Source organism: Aeromonas sp. 600774, from assembly GCF_049175075.1.
GTDB lineage: Bacteria > Pseudomonadota > Gammaproteobacteria > Enterobacterales > Aeromonadaceae > Aeromonas > Aeromonas veronii_A.
Map to the genome: position 1 here is coordinate 431,975 of NZ_JAAKUJ010000001.1, position 19,702 is coordinate 451,676.

Annotated in this window: 15 protein-coding genes; 5 read left to right on the plus strand and 10 right to left on the minus strand. The window is 59.8% G+C overall.

The features are described 5' to 3' along the window. Window positions 1-55 precede the first annotated feature (55 nt). The 3 genes from G5171_RS01780 to cra form a co-directional block, all read right to left on the minus strand. Window positions 56-442, minus strand: coding sequence for an MAPEG family protein (locus tag G5171_RS01780; protein WP_216978747.1), 387 nt, complete (start codon window positions 440-442; stop codon window positions 56-58). Between the two features lie 220 nt (window positions 443-662). After that, complete coding sequence (locus G5171_RS01785; RefSeq protein WP_421243605.1) at window positions 663-1,856, minus strand: aromatic amino acid transport family protein; 1,194 nt, start codon at window positions 1,854-1,856, stop codon at window positions 663-665. 566 nt (window positions 1,857-2,422) lie between these two features. Next, window positions 2,423-3,409 carry a catabolite repressor/activator gene (gene cra, locus G5171_RS01790; protein ID WP_421259738.1) on the minus strand — a complete coding sequence of 329 codons (987 nt, stop codon included), beginning with the start codon at window positions 3,407-3,409 and terminating at the stop codon, window positions 2,423-2,425. Between the two features lie 296 nt (window positions 3,410-3,705). Here cra and fruB point away from each other — a divergent pair, with 296 nt between their 5' ends. From fruB to fruA, 3 genes are read left to right on the plus strand one after another with little or no spacing between them, the layout of a single operon-like run. Then, window positions 3,706-4,806 (plus strand): fused PTS fructose transporter subunit IIA/HPr protein, encoded by a 1,101-nt coding sequence (fruB, locus tag G5171_RS01795; RefSeq protein WP_421259739.1) that lies wholly within the window; start codon window positions 3,706-3,708, stop codon window positions 4,804-4,806. Continuing rightward, the gene (gene pfkB, locus G5171_RS01800; protein WP_421259740.1) at window positions 4,806-5,795 is read left to right on the plus strand and encodes a 1-phosphofructokinase; all 990 of its coding nucleotides are present in this window, start codon (window positions 4,806-4,808) and stop codon (window positions 5,793-5,795) included. The genes fruB and pfkB overlap by 1 nt, the downstream gene beginning before the upstream one ends. Then, window positions 5,792-7,528 carry a PTS fructose transporter subunit IIBC gene (gene fruA, locus G5171_RS01805; RefSeq protein ID WP_421259741.1) on the plus strand — a complete coding sequence of 579 codons (1,737 nt, stop codon included), beginning with the start codon at window positions 5,792-5,794 and terminating at the stop codon, window positions 7,526-7,528. Before pfkB ends, fruA begins: the two co-directional genes overlap by 4 nt. 101 nt (window positions 7,529-7,629) lie before the next feature. Here the strand turns inward: fruA and G5171_RS01810 are convergent, their stop codons facing one another. Next, window positions 7,630-7,881: a DUF1289 domain-containing protein gene (locus G5171_RS01810; RefSeq protein ID WP_421259742.1), complete on the minus strand. Its 252-nt coding sequence runs from the start codon at window positions 7,879-7,881 to the stop codon at window positions 7,630-7,632. Window positions 7,882-8,031: 150 nt separating this feature from the next. On the opposite strand from G5171_RS01810, the gene mltA reads away from it, so the two are divergent. Next, entirely contained in the window at window positions 8,032-9,183 is a 1,152-nt protein-coding gene (gene mltA / locus G5171_RS01815; protein WP_421243599.1) for a murein transglycosylase A, read from the plus strand. Between the two features lie 120 nt (window positions 9,184-9,303). Here the strand turns inward: mltA and yfaE are convergent, their stop codons facing one another. The 5 genes from yfaE to ubiG all read right to left on the minus strand — a co-directional run bounded on the left by yfaE (window position 9,304) and on the right by ubiG (window position 15,138). Beyond that, window positions 9,304-9,627 (minus strand): class I ribonucleotide reductase maintenance protein YfaE, encoded by a 324-nt coding sequence (gene yfaE, locus G5171_RS01820; RefSeq protein ID WP_421243598.1) that lies wholly within the window; start codon window positions 9,625-9,627, stop codon window positions 9,304-9,306. Continuing rightward, a complete protein-coding gene (gene nrdB, locus G5171_RS01825) occupies window positions 9,624-10,757 on the minus strand; it encodes a class Ia ribonucleoside-diphosphate reductase subunit beta (RefSeq protein ID WP_005336708.1) in 1,134 nt (377 codons plus the stop codon). The genes yfaE and nrdB overlap by 4 nt, the downstream gene beginning before the upstream one ends. An 80-nt stretch (window positions 10,758-10,837) precedes the next feature. Continuing rightward, complete coding sequence (gene nrdA / locus G5171_RS01830; protein ID WP_323908400.1) at window positions 10,838-13,105, minus strand: class 1a ribonucleoside-diphosphate reductase subunit alpha; 2,268 nt, start codon at window positions 13,103-13,105, stop codon at window positions 10,838-10,840. Window positions 13,106-13,726: 621 nt separating this feature from the next. After that, window positions 13,727-14,422: an HAD family hydrolase gene (locus tag G5171_RS01835; RefSeq protein WP_421250164.1), complete on the minus strand. Its 696-nt coding sequence runs from the start codon at window positions 14,420-14,422 to the stop codon at window positions 13,727-13,729. Further along, on the minus strand, window positions 14,422-15,138 hold the full coding sequence (gene ubiG / locus G5171_RS01840; protein ID WP_421259743.1) for a bifunctional 2-polyprenyl-6-hydroxyphenol methylase/3-demethylubiquinol 3-O-methyltransferase UbiG: 717 nt from the start codon (window positions 15,136-15,138) through the stop codon (window positions 14,422-14,424). Before ubiG ends, G5171_RS01835 begins: the two co-directional genes overlap by 1 nt. Window positions 15,139-15,336: 198 nt before the next feature. Here ubiG and gyrA point away from each other — a divergent pair, with 198 nt between their 5' ends. Further along, the gene (gene gyrA, locus G5171_RS01845) at window positions 15,337-18,075 is read left to right on the plus strand and encodes a DNA topoisomerase (ATP-hydrolyzing) subunit A (RefSeq protein ID WP_421250162.1); all 2,739 of its coding nucleotides are present in this window, start codon (window positions 15,337-15,339) and stop codon (window positions 18,073-18,075) included. A 107-nt stretch (window positions 18,076-18,182) separates the two neighbouring features. On the opposite strand, the gene G5171_RS01850 is transcribed toward gyrA, so the two are convergent. Next, window positions 18,183-19,580, minus strand: a complete 1,398-nt coding sequence (locus tag G5171_RS01850) for an alpha-amylase family protein (RefSeq protein WP_421250161.1) — start codon at window positions 19,578-19,580, stop codon at window positions 18,183-18,185. Window positions 19,581-19,702: the final 122 nt, after the last annotated feature.

The following is a 19,702-nucleotide window of genomic DNA, read 5'->3' on the forward strand; positions in this document are numbered from 1 at the left end:
GCAGGGCTTTTCTATTTCTGTTTCGGCGGCTCCGCGTTTGGCTGACCTGCTCTGGTCAGGAGAGCAGGGCGGTGAGCAGGAGACAGGCCGCGCTCACCAGGATCACCGTGAAGGTCAGCCCCATTCCCACCACCCGATAGCGGAAATTCTCCGGTGTGCGACTCATGCCAAAGGCGTGACAGAGGCGACCAAGCAGCAAGGCACTCCCCAGCAGATGAACCACCCAAGGGGCATGGCTGCCGGTTTCGACGAAATAGATCAGTAGCAGAGCGAGGGGGACATACTCGGCAAAGTTGGCGTGCACCCGCATGGCCCGCAGCATGGCGGGATCATCGCCATGGCCGAGCGCCACTTTCTGGCGGTGACGGGTGCGAATGGTACGAATGCTCAGCAACACAAACAGCAGAGCGAGCAGGGCCGCGTAAACAGGCAGTATGGTCATGGTATCTGGCTCCCGGTGTGATGATATCGGGTGGCTGGTGTTGAGAGACGCCACATTGCTCGGCATCTCAAGGTCTTGCCTTGAGGGTAGCAGCCATTAGTACCAGATTGAGCCGTCATATTGCGATATGGCGCACGTTATGCAGACCCCAATAGCAAAAGCCCCGCCAATCTGATTGGCGGGGCTTTTGCCTATCTGGCGTATTGAATTGCAGCAAAGATTACAGCGCGGGCAGCATTCCAAGGCTGACGCTGATCTGGACGCCGACAATCAATGCGCCCATGGCGGCAGCCACTCCCAGCGCCACCACGCCACCCGGGGCGCGGTAGTGGTGGGCGGGAGCTTGCTTGCGGCTCTGCCATACCAGCGCTACCGGCAGCAGTACCGCGAGGATCGCCAGCGCAATGGCAGCGTAGCCAAGCGCCATGATAAAGCCCTGCGGGAAGTAGAGGGCAAACAGCAGCGGCGGCACGAAGGTGATAAGACCGGTCTGGCTGCGGCCCTGCCAGTTGTCCTTGCGGCGGGTTACCTTGGCCATAAAGTCGAACAGCCCCAGCGTCACCCCGAGGAAGGAGGTGGCGAGCGCCAGATCGGCAAACAGGTGCATAGCCTGATTGAAGGCCGGCCAGCTCACCAGCTTGCCGACGTTGGCCAGCAGGCTGTCCAGCGCACCGCCGGTTTGCAGCAGGGCTTGCTGGCCGAGCAGACCGAGGATCGCTACCTGCCACAGCACGTAGAGGATCAGCGGCAGGGCGGAGCCCCAGACAAAGACCCGGCGCAGCTGTTTGGGACAATCGCCGAGGTAGAGCATGACACTCGGAATGGAGCCGTGAAAGCCGAACGAGGTGAAGATGACCGGCAGGCCCGCCAGCAACAGGCCCTGACCCAGCGGCATCGAAAGTAGATGCTGCCCTTCGGTGCGGGGCAGCAGCAACGCCAGCACCACCACCATGATTACCAGTTTGACGGTGAACATCAGCCGGTTGAGGTAATCCACCGAGCGGGTGCCGACACAGACCATGCCGCCAAACAGCAGAGTAAAGGCCCAGGCGGCCTGCTCCTGGCTGAGAGTCATGCCCGCATCGGCCAGCGCCTGTGCCAGCAGGCTGCTGCCACCGCTGATGTAAGCGGAGGCCAGCGAGTAGAACAGCATCAGGATACAGAAGGAGGCGATGCGCTTGCCCCAGGGGCCGAGCAAATGATCCGCCAGCTGGTGCAGGTACCATTTGCCGGTGTTGAGGCTTGCCTCTACTTGCAGCATGGCGGTGAAGGCCATCAGGGCCCAGAGGCCAACCATCAGCAGCAGGGTGGCGGGGCCGCCGAGGGAGGAGGAGGCCAGCGGCAGGGCCAGCATGCCGGCGCCTATGGTGGTGCCGGCAATCAACAGGGTACAACCCAGGGTTTTGGTATTCATGTTATCCATCCGAACGTAGCGGTGTCAGTGCAAACAGGCGATGTCAGCAGTGACGTCAACAAGAGGGGCCGATTGGCGTTATCAGAAGGTGCCTCCGGTGATAGGACCGGAGGCTAGCAATATCGGAACGGGAACATCTGTACCTAAAACCTGTCAGTTGTAAAATATGATTGCCACGTTAGCGGATCAAAATAGCGGAAACAACCCCTTTTATACGGATCTTGTGCTGGCTTGTGGCAGAAAGTGGAAATAAATGATGACAGTGATGGCTGATTGCAGAAAAAAGCACCGATAAAATGACTGGCAGGGGCGCATTGATACAGGTCAGCCAAGTGGCAGCAGCGCAGATAGGGGAGCGGGGAGGGTGTTGTATGAACGCTGGCGTGGCGTTGAGGGACAACAGGGGTGTGGCGGCCGGTTGCTTGGTCGGTCAAACCTGTAGAGAAAGCAAAGCGGGCGGGTAGGGTTATGGGGGAAAACAATAAGGCTGCCGATGCTGGCAGCCTTATTGTCATCTGTTCGCTTTACCCACCCATTGACAGAAAATCGGGTCTGCTGCGGTCAGGTTAGCGACGGCGCTTGAGGGTGCGGCTCACATAGTGCAGCCCGCTCTGGTAGTCGCCGTTCACCGCCTTGAGCGCTAGCTCCAGCGCCTGGTTGGCCAGCGCGTCGTGCTGCTGGGGCAGGGAGTTGATGCCAAAAGGGAGGAAGTCGAGCAGGCGATCGTCCCCGAAGGTGGCCATGGCGAGCTGGCTCATGTCGATCTCTTGCTCCAAAAGGTAGTCGAGTACCCCCTCCATCAGGATATAGGAGGTGGTGATCAGCGCTTCGGGCAACTGGCCCAGCTGCTGGTGCAGATCTTTGATCAGGCGATACCCCTCAAGACGGGAGAAGTGATCCCCCTCACACAGGTGGCGAGCCGTGCTATGACTGGCGACCGCCTGCTCGAAACCGGCTTTTCGCTCCTGACTGATCGTGAGTGCCGGCAGTGCGGTGATCAAGGCGATATGGCGCAAGGTCGGGGTAAGCAGGGAGCTGGTGAGATCAAAGCTCGCTTTCTCGTTTTCACTGGCGACGGTAACGAACTTGTCGGCGGCCATCGCCCGGTCGATGGCGAGGATCTGGCTGCCTTGCGCCTGCAATTTACCGTAGAAGGGGTCGTCCGGCGGCAGGCAGCTGGCCACCAGCAGGGCATCCACATGGCGGCTCACCAGCATCTGGGCCAGCTCTTTTTCGGTGGCGGGATCATCTTCCGAGCAGACGATCAGCAGCTGATAGCCCTGCGCCCGGGCCCCCTGTTCCAGCCGTTTGGCCAGCTTGGCATAACTGGCGTTCTCAAGGTCGGGCAGGATAAAGCCAAGGGTCTTGGTCTGGCCGCCGCGCAGGGAGGCGGCGCGGCTGTCCGGCTGGTAGTTATGGGCGGTGACTACGGCCATCACCTTGTCGCGGGTGGCCTGACTGATGCGGTATTGGTCGGCCTTGCCATTGATCACATAGCTTGCCGTGGTGCGCGAGACACCGGCGAGGGCGGCGATTTCATCCAGTTTCATCATATTGGCTCTGTTTGAGTTGCAAGGCCCACGGTCACTGCCGGGTGAGGGCACCGAAAAGTGTGCGCGGGATCATATCATTGAAAAGCACTCTTTGTGGGTACTTGATCAATTCGCTGAAACGATTCAGTCTGAGTGTAAGTGAAACGATTCAGCCTGTCAGCAACGAAGAGACCCTGTGGCCTGAAAATCGGGCCCCGATCACAGTGAACCGTGCTCGGGTCTATTGTCAGCTGGCGAGTTATCCGAATGTTCAATTGTGACGTACCGGCGCGGCCGGAACCTGATGGAGAGTCTCTATGTTGAAGTTGGCGCGAGAGCAGATCTTGCTGGGACAGTCGGTGGCGACCAAGTCGGACGCCATTGCCCTGCTGGCAGGCAAACTGACCGAAGCCGGTCTGGTGGAAGCGGGCTATGTGGATGGGATGCTGGCCCGTGAAGCGCAGCATGCCACCTATCTTGGCAGCGGCATCGCCATTCCCCACGGCACCACCGACACCCGTCATCTGGTGAAGAGCACCGGCGTCATGGTGGCCCAGTTCCCCAATGGTATCGAGTGGGATGAGGGGCAGATCGCCTACGTCGCCATCGGTATCGCTGCCAAGTCAGACGAGCATCTGGGCATCTTGCGCCAGCTCACCCACGTGTTGGGTGACGAGCAGGCGGCAGCCCAGCTCAAAGAGGCCACCGACGCCGACACCATCATCAATATCCTGACCGGCGCCACTGCCGCCAAAGAGGTGCAATACCTGACCCTGGCTGACTTCCCGGCCGATGATCGCGACCAGCTGCTGCTGGGCGCCGCTGCCCGCGCCAAGTCCGCCGATTGGGGCGATGCCGCCATGGTGAGCGCCCTGCTGGCAAGCGACCCTGCCTATCTGGGCGAGGGCGTCTGGCTGGCCCGCGCGCAAGCGGCCCAGACCGGCTGGGTGTTGGCAACGCCTAGCACTGCACTGAACGCAGGGGAGCTGCCGGTCAGCGCCATGCTGCTGCTGTGCGCCGCAGATAGCGGCCATCTGCCGCAACTGGAGAATCTGGCCAAACTGGCGGCTGCCGGCCAACTCGCTACGCTGGCGGGTGGTGAGGGACTGGCCATGCTGCAAGCGGGCCCCGCGAGCGGTCTTTCCGACACCTTCACCATCATCAACCCCCACGGCCTGCACGCTCGTCCCGGTGCCATGCTGGTCAAGGTGGCCAAAGAGTTTGCATCCGACATCCGGGTTGCCAATCTGGATGGCAGCGGCGAGGCGGTCTCCGCCAAGAGCCTGATGAAGGTGATCGGCCTTGGCGTCAAGTGCGGGCACCGTCTGGCATTTCGCGCCGAAGGGGCTGATGCCGAAGCCGCTCTCAAGGGGATCGGTGAGGCGATCGCCGCTGGTCTCGGCGAGGGGGCGCATTGATGAAGATTGTCACCATTACCCTCAACCCCGCCCTTGATCTCACCACCCGTCTCGATGCGATGAGCCTTGGCGAGGTGAATCTGGTGAGCGAGGCCAACCTGCGTGCGGCGGGCAAGGGGATCAACGTCGCCATGGTGCTCAAGGATTTGGGCCGCGAGGTAGGCGTCACCGGCTGGCTGGGCGCTGACAATGAACAGAGCTTTGTCTCCCTGTTTGCTGAGCGGGCGCTGGATGATCACTTTGTCCGTGTCGCGGGCAGCACCCGCATCAACGTCAAGATCTCCGAGCAATCCGGTCGGGTGACCGATCTCAACCTGCCGGGGCTTACCATCCAGCAAGGGGAAGTGAGCGCGCTGGAGCAGGCCATCGACCAACTGGCAGCGCACGCCGACTGGTTCGTGCTGGCGGGCAGCCTGCCCAAAGGGGTGGCCCCCGATTACTGCGCCCATCTGATCCGTCTGCTCAAGGCCAAAGGCAAGCAGGTGATCTTCGATTGCAGCGGCGCGGCGTTAAGCGAAGGGATCAAGGCGGCGCCGACCCTGGTCAAACCCAATCTGGAGGAGCTGAGCCAGTGGGCGGGCCGCCCCATCAAGACTTTGAGCGAGCAGGCCGAATGTGCCCGCGCGCTGCAGGCAAGCGGCATCCCCAACGTGGTGATCTCCAACGGCGCCGATGGCCTGATCTGGTTTGCACCGGATGCCGTCTGGCAGGCGATTCCACCGCGGATGCAGGTGGTCAGCACTGTAGGTGCCGGCGATTCGCTGGTAGCCGGTCTCGCCCATGGTCTCAGCCTTGGCTGGGCGCCGGAGCAGACCCTGCGGCTAGCCACCGCCGTCTCGGCCTTGGCGGTCAGTCAGGTCGCGGTCGGCTTTGACGATATCAATGTGCTCAACCCCTTACTTGAACAGGTGCGCGTAGAGCGTCTGGATGTGCTGGCACCGGTTCAATGCCATACCCCCTCAATGGAAAACTCAGGAGATGCCCAATGAAAGCAATCTTGGTTACGGCTTGCCCGGCGGGCATTGCCACCAGCTTTCTCGCTGCAAAACGGATAGAACAGCAGGCCAAACTGGCTGGCTGGGAACTCACCCTCGACGTCGGCTCCAGCGTGCAACCCCGCCAGGTGCCGAACAAAGAGCAGATTGCCGCCGCTGATCTGGTGCTGGTTGTCGCCAGTGCTCCGGTGGATCTCGCCGCCTATGATGGCAAGCGGGTCTATCAGGGCAGCATGGATCTCGCCCTGCAGGATCCGGCCGCCTTGCTGGAGGCAGCCGCCAGCGGCGCCAGTGTCTATCGTCATCAAGCCGCCTCCGCCGTTGCCAATGCTGCCGCCAAACCGGCCGCCGCAGGCAAGCGCATCGTGGCGGTGACTGCCTGCCCGACCGGGGTTGCCCACACCTTTATGTCGGCAGAAGCGCTGGAGACCATGGCCAAACAGCTGGGTTATCAGATCCGCGTCGAGACCCAAGGCTCGGTCGGTGCCCAGAACGCCCTGACCGCCGAGGAGATTGCATCCGCCGATCTGGTGTTCCTCGCCACCGATATCGAGGTGGACATGGCCCGTTTCGACGGCAAGCCGGTCTATCGCACCAGTACTGGTGCGGCACTCAAGAAAACCCGTGCCGAGCTCGACAAGGCCTGGACCGAGGCGAAAACCTATCGCCACAGCGGCGCCAGCCAGCCCAAGAAAGAAGAGAAGGCTGGCCCCTACAAGCACCTGCTGACCGGTGTCTCCTTCATGCTGCCCATGGTGGTGGCGGGCGGCCTCATCATCGCGCTCTCGTTCGTGTTCGGGATCGAGGCGTTCAAGGTGGAAGGCACCCTGGCCGCGGCTCTGATGAAGATCGGTGGCGGCTCCGCCTTTGCCCTAATGATCCCGGTGCTGGCCGGCTACATTGCCTATTCCATCGCTGACCGTCCGGGCCTCGCTCCCGGCATGATCGGTGGCATGCTGGCAAGTTCGCTGGGCGCCGGTTTCCTTGGCGGCATCGTGGCCGGTTTCCTGGCCGGTTACAGCGCCAAGTACCTGAGCGACAAGGTGCGCCTGCCGGTGACCCTGGAAGCGCTCAAGCCCATCCTGATCATTCCGCTGTTTGCCAGCCTGTTTACCGGTCTGGTGATGATCTATGTGGTGGGTGGCCCGGTGGCTGGCATCATGAATGCCATGACAGCGTTCCTCAACAACATGGGCTCAGCCAACGCCGTGCTGCTGGGTGTCATCATCGGCGCCATGATGTGCTTCGACATGGGCGGCCCGGTCAACAAGGCGGCCTACGCCTTCGGGGTCGGCCTGCTGGCCTCCAAAACCTATGCCCCGATGGCTGCCGTGATGGCCGCCGGTATGGTGCCGGCACTGGGGATGGGGATCGCCACCTTCCTGGCCCGCACCAAGTTCATCAAGGCTGAGCAGGAAGCGGGCAAGGCCTCCTTTGTACTGGGTCTGTGCTTTATCTCCGAGGGGGCCATCCCGTTTGCCGCCAAGGATCCGATGCGGGTCATCCCGGCCTGCATGGTAGGTGGCGCCCTGACCGGTGCGCTATCCATGCTGTTCGGCTGTGAACTGATGGCGCCCCACGGTGGTCTGTTCGTGCTGTTCATCCCGCACGCCATCAGCAACGTCATGATGTATATCGTGGCGATTGCCGCGGGCTCGCTGCTGACCGGTGTCTCCTACGCCATGCTCAAGCGCGGTGAAGAGCAGGCCAAGCTGGCCACCGCATAAACCTTGCCGTCCGGCAATACGTTATAACCAAGAGCGGCCTGCGGGCCGCTTTTTGTTTTGTCGGGAGGATAGGTAACCTGTGAGGGGAAGATAGGGAGTGGTTAAAAGTCCCAACCTGGTTGTTCTGGCAGCTCGGATTGGGCTACTTCCTGAGCCTTGCGGCGGGCGGCTTCAACCCGCGACTTGCGGGCGCGGCACAGACGCATCACATCCTGCTGCTGGGCGGGGGTCATGGCGAGCCAGTTGAAACGCTCTTCGCGATTGCGCAGGCACCCCTTGCAGTAGCCCTTGTTGTTCACTTCGCAGACCCCGATGCAGGGGCTCTGCAGCGGGAAGATTTCGAGCTGTTCCATCCATCACCTCGCACATCCTGTCACCTTGTTATAACCCAGCGGATCCCCTTTGGAGAAATCCTGCTTCAAGTGATTGATGTCGTTTGCTTTCCCCCTGCAAATTTGGCATCTTCCCCGCCGAGCATGGCTCTTGGCGTTATATGAGGACATATGAACAAACACGCGTACTGGCTGACCGCCGCAGTGCTGGGACTGGCCGGTTGTGCGGGCAACTCTGACAAAGCAGAAGTGCCCAAAAAACAGACCGACAACAGATGCTTTCTTAATTGCGAGGTGCCGGAAAATCTGGGCAAGCAGTATCTGGACGGGACCTTGCCAGAGGATCTGGTGAGGGTGGAGCGGGTCAATAGCCGTGCGCGTGCCGACTACAGCAAGTTTGGCCCGCAGAGCCGACTGGTACTGGAGCGCTCCGGCAAGATGACTCGCCGTTATGGCGAGCTCTATCATCAGCTCTCCCGCTGGGTGGCGGGCGGCGGCAATCCTGCCGACATTACCCGTTACGGTATCAGCCTGGCTCAGCTGGGCGGCGCGGATCGCATGGGTAACGTGCTCTTTACCGGTTACTACTCGCCAGTGCTGGAAGTGCGCCACCGCCCGGATGCCAAGTACAAATATCCCATCTATGCCATGCCCAAATGTGGTGGTCGCTGTCCGACCCGGGCCGAGATCCATCAGGGGGCCCTGGCCAACCGCGGACTGGAGCTGGGTTACAGCAAATCCCTTATCGACAACTTCCTGATGGATGTGCAGGGCTCGGGCTTTGTCCACTATGGCGATGAGGATCGGCTGCAATATCTGGGCTATAGCGGCAAGAACGGCCACGGTTACGTGAGTATCGGCCGGGTGCTGATCGACCGCGGTGAAGTGCCCAAAGAGCAGATGTCGATGAAAGCCATCAAAGATTGGGCGAGCCGCCAGCCGGAGGAGAGCGTCAAGGAGCTGGTGGAGCAGAACCCCTCCTATGTCTTCTTCGAGCGTCGACCCACCAATGATGTGATCGGCGCCGCCGGTATCCCGCTGCTGCCGATGGCGGCCGTCGCTGCCGACAAGACCCTGTTGCCGATGGGGACGCCGATCCTGGCGGAAGTGCCTTTGCTCGACAAAGAGGGCAACTGGACCGGCAAGCACCAGCTGCGGCTGTTGATTGCGCTGGATGTGGGCGGGGCGGTGAAGAAGGGCCACCTCGACCTCTACCACGGCATGGGTGAGAAGGCCGGTGTCGCGGCGGGTCACTACAAGCACTTTGGCCGGGTCTGGAAGCTGGGCCTGCACCATGGGCCGACCGCTGCCCCCTGGTTGTAATCCTCTGAGGGGTTGGGCGTCTGTCATCGGGCGCCCGAGCAAAGATGAAGAGACAAAAAAGCCGCCGGATTGCTCCGGCGGCTTTCTATATTTTGTGCGAGTTGCCAGTCTGTGGCTGCGTCAGCTCTTCTGGATATCCAGCCGGATGGCGCCGACCGGTTTGCAGCAGCAGGGGAGGCACTCCCCCTGGGCGACGAATGCCAGCGGCACATTGGGGTAGTGCACCTTGCCGGCCATCAGCGGAGTGCGGCAGGCGCCGCAATAGCCGCTGCGACACTGGAACTCCACATGATGCCCATGGCGCTCCAGGGTCTCCAACACGCTTTCGCCGGGATGGGCGTGCAGCACGGCACCATCCCGGGTATGTACCCGTGGTGCCACGACCGCTTGCTGTTCGGCAGGCGCGTGCGGGGCAGGGGTCCGCATGTTGGTGGCGTCACTCACAGCTCGAAATCACCCAGGTCATCGGCATTGACTTCGCTGTCGATCTGACCGACCAGATAGGAGCTGACCTCTACCTCTTGCGGGGCGACCTGTACGTTGTCGGATGACAGCCAGGTGTTGATCCAGGGGATCGGGTTCTGCTTGGTGCCGGCAAAGGCTGGCTGCAGGCCGACCGCACTCATGCGCAGGTTGGTGATGTACTCCACGTACTGGCAGAGGATGTCCTTGTTCAGGCCGATCATGGAGCCGTCCTGGAACAGGTACTCGGCCCACTCTTTCTCCTGAATGGCCGCTTCCTTGAAGATCTCGAAGCAGGCCTGTTCGCACTCGGCGGCGATCTCGGCCATCTCCGGGTCATCCTGGCCGGTACGCATCAGGTTCAGCATGTGCTGGGTGCCGGTGAGGTGCAGCGCTTCGTCGCGGGCGATCATCTTGATGATCTTGGCGTTGCCTTCCATCAGTTCACGCTCGGCGAAGGCAAAGGAGCAGGCGAAGCTGACGTAGAAGCGAATTGCTTCCAGCGCGTTGACGCTCATCAGGCAGAGATAGAGCTTCTTCTTGAGCTCGCGCAAGGTGATGGTCACCTCGCGGCCAGCGACGGTGTGGGTCCCTTCACCGTGCAGGTTGTAGAGGGCGGTCGCTTCGATCAGGTCGTCGTAGAAGTGGCTGATGGAGCCGGCGCGCTTCAAGATCTGCTCGTTGGTCACGATGTCGTCGAACACCTGGGCGGGGGTGTTGACGATATTGCGGATGATATGGGTGTAGGAGCGAGAGTGGATGGTCTCGGAGAAAGCCCAGGTCTCGATCCAGGTTTCCAGCTCCGGAATGGAGACCAGCGGCAGCAGCGCCACGTTGGGGCTGCGACCCTGAATGGAGTCAAGCAGGGTCTGGTACTTCAGGTTGGAGATGAAGATGTGCTGCTCGTGGGGCGGCAGGGCCTGGTAGTCGATGCGATCACGGGAGACATCCACCTCTTCCGGGCGCCAGAAGAAGGATAGTTGCTTTTCGATCAGCCGCTCGAACACTTCGTGCTTTTGCTGGTCATAACGGGCTACGTTGACCGATTGGCCAAAAAACATCGGCTCTTTGAGCTGGTCGTTTTGGGTTTGGCAGAAAGTTGAATAGGCCATGGTTACCAGAATGTCTGTATGGAGAAAACAGGAGAGCGGGAGCTTGTCGCTCCCGCCCGGTTATCAGATCTTGTCGTGACTTAGATTTTGCAAGCCCCGCCAGCACAACCGTCATCTTGCAGGTCGGTCTGGGTGTCGTCTGCACCATCACGGGTGTTGTGATAGTAGAGGGTCTTGAGGCCGTATTTGTAGGCGGTCAGCAAGTCCTTCAACAGCTGCTTCATCGGCACCTTGTTGCCTTCGAAACGGGCCGGATCGTAGTTGGTGTTGGCGGAGATCGCCTGATCCACAAACTTCTGCATGATACCGACCAGCTGCAGGTAGCCGTCAACGCTCGGTTGCTTCCAGAGCAGTTCGTATTGATCTTTCAGGCGATCATACTCGGGCACCACCTGTTTGAGAATGCCGTCTTTGGACGCCTTGACCGAAACCAGACCGCGCGGCGGCTCGATGCCGTTGGTGGCGTTGGAGATCTGGCTGGAGGTCTCGCTCGGCATCAGGGCGGTCAGGGTGGAGTTGCGCAAGCCCACGGATTTGATCTCTTCGCGCAGGCTTTCCCAATCCAGATGCAGCGGCTCGTTGCACAGTGCATCCAGATCCTTCTTGTAGGTGTCGATCGGCAGAATGCCCTGGGCATAGGTGGTCTCGCCAAACAGCGGGCAGGGGCCGAACTCGCGGGCCAGCTGCACGGAGGCTTTCAGCAGGTAGTACTGGATCGCCTCGAAGGTGCGGTGAGTCAGGGCCAGACCTGAGCCGTCAGAGTAGCGGGCACCGTTCTTGGCAAGGTAGTAGGCGTAGTTGATGACGCCGATCCCCAGAGTACGACGACCCATGCTGCCCTTCTTGGCGGCGGCAATCGGGTAGTCCTGATAGTCGAGCAGGGCATCGAGGGCGCGTACGGCCAGATCGGCCATCTCTTCCAGATCTTCCAGCTTCTCGATGGCACCCAGGTTGAAGGCGGAGAGGGTGCACAGGGCGATCTCGCCGTTCTCGTCGTCGATGTTGTTGAGCGGCTTGGTCGGCAGCGCAATCTCGAGGCAGAGGTTGGACTGGCGCACTGGCGCCACGCTCGGATCAAACGGGCTGTGGGTGTTGCAGTGATCGACGTTCTGGATATAGATGCGACCGGTACCGGCACGCTCCTGCATCATCAGGGAGAAGAGATCGACTGCCTTGAGGGTCTTCTTGCGAATGGCCGGATCCTGCTCGTACTTGACGTAGAGCTCTTCGAACTTGTCCTGATCCGCGAAGAACGCATCGTACAGACCCGGCGCATCGGACGGGGAGAACAGTGTGATGTCACCGCCCTTGATGAGGCGCTGGTACATCAGCTTGTTGATCTGCACGCCGTAGTCCATGTGACGGACACGGTTCTCTTCCACGCCGCGGTTGTTCTTCAAAACCAGCAGGCTTTCCACTTCGGTGTGCCACAGTGGGTAGAACAGGGTGGCCGCACCGCCGCGCACGCCGCCCTGGGAGCAGCACTTCACGGCAGTCTGGAAGTATTTGTAGAAGGGGATGCAACCGGTGTGGAACGCCTCGCCGCCACGGATTGGGCTGCCCAGACCGCGGATGCGACCAGCGTTGATGCCGATACCGGCGCGCTGGGAGACGTAACGCACGATGGAGCTGGCGGTGGCGTTGATGGAGTCCAGGCTGTCGTCGCACTCGATCAGTACGCAGGAGCTGAACTGACGGGTCGGGGTGCGCACGCCGCTCATGATCGGGGTCGGCAGGGAGATCTTGAAGGTAGAGACCGCATCATAGAAGCGCTTGATGTAGTCCAGACGGGTATCTTTCGGGTACTTGGAGAAGAGGCAGGCCGCTACCAGGATGTAGAGGAACTGTGGGCTCTCGTAGATCTCGCCGGTGACACGGTTTTGTACCAGATACTTGCCTTCCAGCTGCTTGACCGCCGCGTAGGAGAAGTTCATGTCGCGCCAGTGATCCATGTGCGCGTTCAGCTCTTCGAATTCAGCCTGGGTGTAGTCTTCCAGCAGGTGTTTGTCGTACTTGCCCATGTCCACCAGACGAGCCACGTGCTGGTAGAGGTGGGGCGGTTCGAACTGGCCGTAGGCCTTCTTGCGCAGGTGGAAGATGGCCAGACGGGCGGCCATGTACTGGTAGTCCGGGGTCTGCTCGGAGATGAGGTCAGCCGTCGCCTTGATGATGGTTTCGTGAATGTCTGCGGTACGGATACCGTCATAGAACTGGATGTGGGACTTGAGTTCCACCTGAGAGACCGACACGTTGTCCAGACCCTCGGCGGCCCAGTCCAGCACGCGGTGAATTTTATCCAGATCGATGGGTTCTTTGTGTCCGTTACGCTTCGTCACAAACAAGTTCATTGGCTGATGACCTTTAGTTGATTCCCGAAAAACCATCGCACAATGGCACCACCCTTGCCCGGCGATGTGCAGGTATTGGGCAGAGATTGTGCGATGAATCACAAGATGTAGTGTTATTTTAAGTTCGAGCTACAAGATAGTGAGGTCAGCCCGCCATTGCAATGTGTGGATAAGTGACGAGCTGTGGATAAATTGTGAGTCTTGCCACCTCAGTTAGTGACCGCTCACAGTGAGCGGGTTTTCATTCGTCCGCTCCGCTAAATGCAAGTCTCCCGATCGAAGATGGAAAATTTAAATAACTTTTTTTGCTTGCGGAACAGGGTGCTTTTTACTAGCAAACGGCGGCTGATTATCCCTTATGCAATAAGGGTCAAAAGCTGTCCAGTTGTTCTAGCCGCGGGCTCAGCGTGGCAAGGGCTTTGCATCAGACGATGGGGTGTTGTGGCCGCTTTGTGACGGCTATGAGCTTGTCAAATGGGTATCCAACAGGCGGTAAGTTGCCTTTATTATCCATCAATAGAGGAGTGACGGTGGCGCAGGACGCGGGAGCGTAAAGGAAGAGATTTAGGGGGCGGAGAGTCTCTCCACCCCGTTATCACATGTCAGCCGGTAAGGCTGCCGTTACACCTTGGCCGTCAACTCATAGCGCAGCCAGTGGTGCAGGGCTTGCACGGTATCAAACTGCAGATCAGCGCCCCACTGGGCGGGGTCTTCCTCATCATTGAGATACCCCCAACCAGCGACGGCCGTGCGCATCCCAGCATTGCGGCCCGCTTCGATATCCCGCACATGATCCCCCACATAGAGGCAGTGAGCCGCCTCGACTCCCAGCTTCTCGCTGGCAAAATACATGGGGGCGGGGTCGGGCTTGCGTACCGGCAGGGTGTCGGCGCTGACCGTTACGCCGCAGTTGGCGAGCTGTGGCAGGGCTGCCAGCAGCGGCTCGGTGAGAAAGCCCGGCTTGTTGGTGACGATGCCCCAGGGGAGCTGTTTTTCATCCAGCCACTCGATAAGATCCACCATTCCTTCATAGGGGCGGGTACCGACGCAGAGATTGGCTGCGTAGTAGTCGAGCAGGGCATTGCGCAGACGCGTGGCCCCCAGCTCTTCAAGCAGTTCGTCGCCAAGACCCGCTTTCAGCAGCCCGAGCGCCCCATGGGAGGTGGTCTGACGAATGATGTCGTCAGAGAGCGGCGCAAAGCCTTCGCTGATCAGTACGTGGTTGACTGCGGCACCCAGATCCGGGGCTGTGTCGAGCAGGGTGCCATCCAGATCGAACAGCACGCAACGAAGAGGCTGCAGATGAGAGGCGCTCATCAACCTTGCTCCGGGCGGACAAACTCCACCATATAGTTGACGTCGACATTCTTGCCGAGCTTGAACTGGTTGGTGAGGGGGGCGTAGTGGACGCCGCTCATGTCCCTCACCAGCAGGCCAGCGGCTTCACCCATGCGACACAGTTCGGCCGGGGTGATGAATTTTTTGTGATCGTGGGTACCCTTGGGCACCATCTTCATCAGGTATTCGGCCCCGATGATCATCATCAGATAGGATTTGGGGTTGCGGTTGATGGTGGAGACGAACACCCGGCCACCCGGGCGCACCAGGGTAGCGATGGCGCGCAGCACGGAGGCGGGGTCCGGCACATGCTCCAGCATCTCCATGCAGGTGACTACGTCATACTGGCCGGGCGCTTCTTCAGCGTGAGCTTCGGCAGTGATCTGGCGGTACTCTAGCTCGATCCCCTGCTCCAGGGCGTGCAGGCGGGCGACGCCAAGGGGCTCCTTGCCCATATCGATACCGGTAACCTGTGCCCCACGACGGGCCATGCTCTCGGAGAGAATACCGCCACCACACCCGATATCGAGAATGCGCTTGCCAAACAGACCGCCACTTTTGTCGGTGATCCAGTCAAGGCGTACCGGATTGATTTGATGCAGGGGTTTGAATTCACCCTCCATGTCCCACCAGCGGGAGGCGATGGCTTCAAACTTGGCGATTTCTGTCAGATCGACATTGGCATCACTGTTCATTTTTCGAAGATCCTGTGGCAGGGCGCCCGCTTCTGAGTCATGGGCGCAATCTATTGTCCTGGCGGGCATTATAACGGACGGACTTTGTCACACCAGCCTGATCTGATACCCGATTTGTGGCTTAAGGTATTTGGCTCAGTGTGTTACCATGTCGCGCTGTTTAAGCCAAAGAACAACTAATTAGGGATAAGGCTTTCTATGAGCGATCTGGCCAGAGAGATCACGCCGGTCAACATCGAAGAAGAGCTCAAGAGTTCCTATCTTGATTACGCCATGAGCGTGATCGTAGGACGAGCTCTGCCGGATGTGCGTGATGGCTTGAAACCGGTTCACCGCCGCGTTCTGTTTGCTATGAACGAGTTGGGGAACGACTGGAACAAGCCCTATAAAAAATCGGCCCGTGTGGTCGGTGATGTAATTGGTAAATATCACCCGCACGGCGATAGCGCTGTGTATGACACCATTGTCCGGATGGCGCAGGATTTCTCCATGCGTTACATGCTGGTCGATGGTCAGGGCAACTTCGGTTCAGTCGACGGCGACAGCGCCGCGGCGATGCGTTATACCGAAGTGCGGATGGCCCGCATCTCCCACGAGCTGCTGGCTGATCTGGACAAAGAGACCGTGGACTGGGTGCCGAACTACGACGGTACCGAGATGATCCCGGCGGTCATGCCTACCAAGGTTCCCAACCTGCTGGTCAACGGCTCCTCCGGTATCGCGGTGGGCATGGCGACCAACATTCCACCTCACAACCTCACCGAGATTGTCAATGGCTGCCTGGCGCTGATCGAAAACGGCGACCTCACCATTGACGAGCTGATGACCTACATCACCGGCCCTGATTTCCCCACCGGCGGCATTATCAACGGTCGTTCCGGCATCGTGCAGGCGTACCGTACCGGTCGTGGCTCCATCTATGTGCGGGCCAAAGCTGAAGTGGAAGTGGACGAGAAGACCAGTCGCGAGACCATCATCGTTCACGAGATCCCCTATCAGGTGAACAAGGCGCGGTTGATCGAGAAGATCGCCGAGCTGGTCAAAGAGAAGAAGATCGAGGGCATCAGTGCCCTGCGCGATGAGTCTGACAAAGACGGCATGCGCATCGTTATCGAGATCAAGCGCGGCGAGTCCGGCGAGATTGTGCTGAACAATCTCTACAAGCACACCCAGATGCAGACCACGTTCGGCATCAACATGGTGGCGCTCGATAACAACCAGCCCAAGGTGATGAACCTTAAAGAGATCCTGGATGCGTTCCTGCTGCACCGCCGTGAAGTGGTGACTCGCCGGACCGTGTTCGAACTGCGCAAGGCGCGGGATCGGGCACACATTTTGGAAGGTTTGGCGGTTGCGCTGGCCAATATCGATCCCATCATTGAGCTGATCCGCCACAGCGCGACCCCGGCCGACGCGAAAGCGGGCCTGGTTGCCAAGGGCTGGGAACTCGGCAACGTGGCCGCCATGCTGGAAAAAGCGGGCGACGACGCAGCACGGCCCGAGTGGCTCGAGCCCGAGTTCGGTATCCGTGAAGGTCAATACTTCCTGACCGAACAGCAAGCCCAGGCCATCCTTGACCTGCGTCTGCACAAGCTGACTGGCCTCGAGCACGAGAAGATCCTGGAAGAGTACCAATCTCTTTTGGATCTCATTGCCGAGCTGCTGCACATCCTGGCGAGCCCGGCTCGTCTGATGGAAGTGATCCGCGATGAACTGCTGGCTGTGCGTGAGCAGTATGGCGACGAGCGTCGCACCGAGATCAGCATGTCCAGTGCCGAGATCAACATCGAAGATCTGATCACCCCGGAAGACGTGGTGGTTACCCTGTCTCACCAGGGCTATGTGAAGTATCAGCCGCTCTCCGACTATGAGGCCCAGCGCCGCGGTGGTCGTGGCAAGTCGGCCACCCGGATCAAGGAAGAGGACTTTGTGGAGCGTCTGCTGGTGGCCAACACCCACGACACCATTTTGTGCTTCTCCACCCGTGGCAAGGTCTACTGGCTCAAGGTTTACCAGCTGCCGGAAGCGTCCCGTGGCGCCCGTGGTCGTCCGATCATCAACTTGCTGCCGCTGGAAGAGGGTGAGCGTATCACCGCTATCCTGCCGGTGAAGGAATATGACGCCGAGAAGTATGTCTTCTTCGCCACCGCCAACGGTACCGTGAAGAAGACCAGTCTCTCCGACTTCAGCCGTCCGCTCTCCTCCGGTATCCGCGCCATCAACCTCAAAGAGGGCGATGAGCTGATCGGGGTGGATATCACCGACGGCAGCAACGAGATCATGCTCTTCTCCGACGCGGGCAAAGTCGTTCGCTTCGCGGAAGGCAGCGGTCGCGCTGATGCCGATGTCAGCGATGACGTTGAAACCGACGACGATGCCGGCAACGACGATGATGGTAGCGACAACGGCGAAGGCACCGAAAGCAAGGGTACCTTCAAGGGTGTGCGTCCCATGGGTCGTACCGCAGCCGGTGTCCGTGGCATCAAGCTGGGCACCGGTGACAAGGTGGTTTCCCTCATCGTTCCGCGAGGCGAAGGTGCCATCCTCACCGCCACCGAGAACGGTTACGGCAAGCGGACTGCGTTGGCCGAATACCCGACCAAGAGCCGTGGTACCCAGGGCGTTATCTCCATCAAGGTGGATGAGCGTAATGGCAAGGTGATCGATGCGATCCAGGTCGAAGATACCGACCAGATCATGCTGATCACCAACGGCGGTACCCTGGTGCGTACCCGTGTTGCCGAGGTGAGCGTCATTGGCCGTAACACCGGCGGTGTCCGTCTGATCCGTACCGGTGAAGACGAGACCGTGGTTGGCCTGCAGCGTATCGCCGAGAGCGACGAAGACGAAAACGACGCTTTGGCCGTTGACGGTGAGGTATCTGAAGGTACCGATACCGCGACCGGCACTGATGCGGTCGATGCGGGCGACGAGTAATCGTCACCTGTTACCCGAGCAACGTCTCTGAGCAAAAAGAGCGACCCTGGTGGTCGCTCTTTTTATTTGTCTGCTTTTTATGACTCTCCGCTGATCTTACGGCTGGATCACTCCTGCAGCCACATTCTGGCGCTGCGGGCGGGAATGGCGACCCGTACCCACTGGCTCTGCACGTTGACCACGGCGCCTTGGTCGAGCACGTCACGATAGTTGCGATACCAGTTCATCTCGAACCTGGCGGTATCGAGCCAGTACTCCTGCTCATAGTCGCACTTGTTGATGCCGACCAGCCCCTGTTTGCCTCGTTTGAACAACACGAAGCAGTCACCGCTGCCGACTAGCTGCATGGGTTGGCCCTGCACCGCATTGTGGAAGCGGATCATTCCCTTGAGATCGGCGCGCTGGTAGTAATCCTGCCAACGCAAGCCATCCTTGTCTCGGGTTTCGCCATGATCGGAGTAGACCAGCGGCGAGCCACCATCGCGGCCGAGCAGGTAGGCATAGGCCAGCTTCTCGTCAGTCTGGCTTAAGATCTGATAGCGGAAGCCGTCGTTGGTGGGGATGTCGTGGGTCACGGCAAAGGTGACGGCGCGACTGCCCGGTAGCGCCTGACCATAGGCGCCCGGATCCGCCAGCAGGTTCATGCTGCCACCGTAACTGAACGCGCCGCGCAAGGAGGCAAACAGCGGAAAGTCATAGGCCCCCTGACCGCTGTTGTCGAGGTAGGGTTTGAGGAAGCGCTCGTAATCGGTGCTACCTGCGCCCCCTGTGGTGATCACCTCGCCAAATACGTGCATCCCCTGTTTGATCTCGGGGGTGAAGATGGCATTGATCTGGTAATCGCTCATGTGTTTGACCGCATCGACCCGAAAACCCTTGATCCCCATCCCCTTGAGCGCCTTGAGATAAGCCTGTTGCTGGCTGACTACCCAGTTGTTGGGATCCAAGTCCGGCAGCCCCTTGTCACCGGCACCGCCACAGAGTCGCCAATACTGGACATGACCCGGATCGCTCCAGTCGCTGATGCACCCTTCGGGATGAAAATCCTGACCGGAGAGGAAGTTTTGCCCGAGATCGCCAAACAGTTTCTGGCGCTCGAAATAGGCCGGGTTGCTGGCGTAGCTTTGCAGCAGGTCGTTGCCGGGATAGTTGAGATCGCTGCGTTTCCAGCTTTCGTTGGCCATGTGGTTGAGCACCACATCGGCATAGACGGCGATGCCCCGCGCTTTCATGGCGGCGATCAGCTGCTCGAGATCCTGTTTGTTGCCAAGGGGTGAGTCGACAAGACGCAGATCCTGCGGCTGGTAACGGGCCCACCATTCGTTGCCGGAGGACTTGAGAGGTGGCGAGATGAGTACCTGTTTGTAACCGGCTGACTTGATAAGGTCGGCTTTGGCGGTCACTTCACTGTACTTCCAGTTGAAGGCGTGCAGTATGACGTCGGCGTGCGCCAAGGGGGCGATCAGCATGCCTGTGATCGCCCATATTCCCGCTGTGTGTTTCATTATTGTGTCCCTGTTTTTATAGATGCCTGAATGGGCAACCCAGCTTTGGCGGGAACAGGATGTGCTGCAATTCACAACCTGCAGATTTGTGACCGCTTTCAGGATGATTTCGCCGAATATGT